The sequence below is a fragment of the Metabacillus rhizolycopersici genome, assembly GCF_020075705.1.
Genome location: NZ_JAIQUM010000200.1, coordinates 1 through 1,609 on the forward strand (window position 1 = coordinate 1; position 1,609 = coordinate 1,609).

The 1,609-nt window shown below is 44.6% G+C and carries 1 protein-coding gene and 9 tRNA genes; all 10 read right to left on the reverse strand.

Going from position 1 to position 1,609, the window contains the following annotated elements; all coding sequences use genetic code 11:
• Positions 1–331 precede the first annotated feature (331 nt).
• The 10 genes from K9V48_RS30220 to K9V48_RS27955 all read right to left on the reverse strand — a co-directional run bounded on the left by K9V48_RS30220 (position 332) and on the right by K9V48_RS27955 (position 1,560).
• Entirely contained in the window at positions 332–463 is a 132-nt protein-coding gene (locus K9V48_RS30220) for an anti sigma factor C-terminal domain-containing protein (RefSeq protein WP_368858318.1), read from the reverse strand.
• A 33-nt stretch (positions 464–496) separates the two neighbouring features.
• Positions 497–570, reverse strand: a tRNA-Arg gene (locus K9V48_RS27915).
• 15 nt (positions 571–585) lie between these two features.
• Positions 586–676, reverse strand: a tRNA-Ser gene (locus K9V48_RS27920).
• A gap of 12 nt (positions 677–688) precedes the next feature.
• Positions 689–763, reverse strand: a tRNA-Asn gene (locus tag K9V48_RS27925).
• Positions 764–786: 23 nt separating this feature from the next.
• Positions 787–863, reverse strand: a tRNA-Ile gene (locus K9V48_RS27930).
• Between the two features lie 130 nt (positions 864–993).
• Positions 994–1,067: transfer RNA gene (locus tag K9V48_RS27935), tRNA-Gly, on the reverse strand.
• 14 nt (positions 1,068–1,081) lie between these two features.
• Positions 1,082–1,155, reverse strand: a tRNA-Gln gene (locus K9V48_RS27940).
• An 83-nt stretch (positions 1,156–1,238) separates the two neighbouring features.
• Positions 1,239–1,322: transfer RNA gene (locus K9V48_RS27945), tRNA-Tyr, on the reverse strand.
• Between the two features lie 35 nt (positions 1,323–1,357).
• A tRNA-Phe gene (locus K9V48_RS27950) sits at positions 1,358–1,433 on the reverse strand.
• Between the two features lie 50 nt (positions 1,434–1,483).
• Positions 1,484–1,560, reverse strand: a tRNA-Asp gene (locus K9V48_RS27955).
• Between the last annotated feature and the right edge of the window lie 49 nt (positions 1,561–1,609).

Below are 1,609 nucleotides of genomic sequence, written 5' to 3' on the forward strand. Positions count from 1 at the left end.
CTTCAATCTCTACATTTGAATAGGTGAAGTACATACAAAATCCCTCGTTTCAATTGATTTACGAGGGATTTTATCGAGATTTTCGTATTTTGTCCATAGACAATTTTATTTTTCAACAGTATGAAAACCAATCCCTTGGTACATAAGGGATTGGTTTTTTATCGTTTATACATGAAATTATACATCGTTGATCCATCAACATTTTCGGCTTCTTCCGAAACCTCGTGGCTGCATAAAAAAGGAGCGTTTTATGCAATCCCTTCTTTCACTAAAGCTACCCGGTAGTTCAAGAAGCTATACAAAAAAACCCAAATATACTTAATTACTTTTATTAAAAATTTTCTACGACTGTTCCTATACTAGATGCCGTTACATATGGTTGTTCTTTTAATAAAAGTAAACTATCTTTTGTTCCAGTAACAACCACACCTATAATCAATATGTTCGATGAATTTAACGAAATAAAAACCTAATCCCAGTTGGATTAGGTTTTTTACGCGCCTTAGAGGATTCGAACCTCTGACCCACAGCTTAGAAGGCTGTTGCTCTATCCAGCTGAGCTAAAGGCGCATGATATGTATTATATGGCGGAGAAGGAGGGATTTGAACCCTCGCGCCGCTTACACGACCTACACCCTTAGCAGGGGCGCCTCTTCAGCCTCTTGAGTACTTCCCCATAAAATAAAAATGGCTCCGCAGGTAGGACTCGAACCTACGACCGATCGGTTAACAGCCGATAGCTCTACCACTGAGCTACTGCGGAACAAAAAATCAATGATTGTATTATGGTGGGCCTAAATGGACTCGAACCATCGACCTCACGCTTATCAGGCGTGCGCTCTAACCAGCTGAGCTATAGGCCCATAATTGTCTAGCTTCGACTCCTAGCTTTTCGGTCGCTTCAATCTGTTCCTACAAATCCAAAAGCAGGATTTGCATGACCAGCTCTCCACCGTCTCTCAAAGCTGAACAGTCGCCTACGCATTTCATTTTTGGAGCGGGTGAAGGGAATCGAACCCTCATCATCAGCTTGGAAGGCTGAGGTTTTACCACTAAACTACACCCGCAAGAATAATAAAAATGGCTGGCTAGCTGGATTTGAACCAACGCATGACGGAGTCAAAGTCCGTTGCCTTACCGCTTGGCTATAGCCCAATAGTACAATGGGGCGGCTGATGGGAATCGAACCCACGAATGTCGGGACCACAATCCGATGCGTTAACCACTTTGCCACTATATGGTGGAGGGGGGCAGATTCGAACTGCCGAACCCTAAGGAGCGGATTTACAGTCCGCCGCGTTTAGCCACTTCGCTACCCCTCCGCATATTTTTGAATATTTTGATAATTAAAGTTAAATGGTGGCTCGGGACGGAATCGAACCGCCGACACATGGATTTTCAGTCCATTGCTCTACCGACTGAGCTACCGAGCCACACACAATCTATATCTATATCAACAGTAGCTAATCTACTGGGATAAATATGGCGGTCCGGACGGGACTCGAACCCGCGACCTCCTGCGTGACAGGCAGGCATTCTAACCAACTGAACTACCGGACCATTTTGGTTGCGGGGACAGGATTTGAACCTGCGACCTTCGGGTTATGAG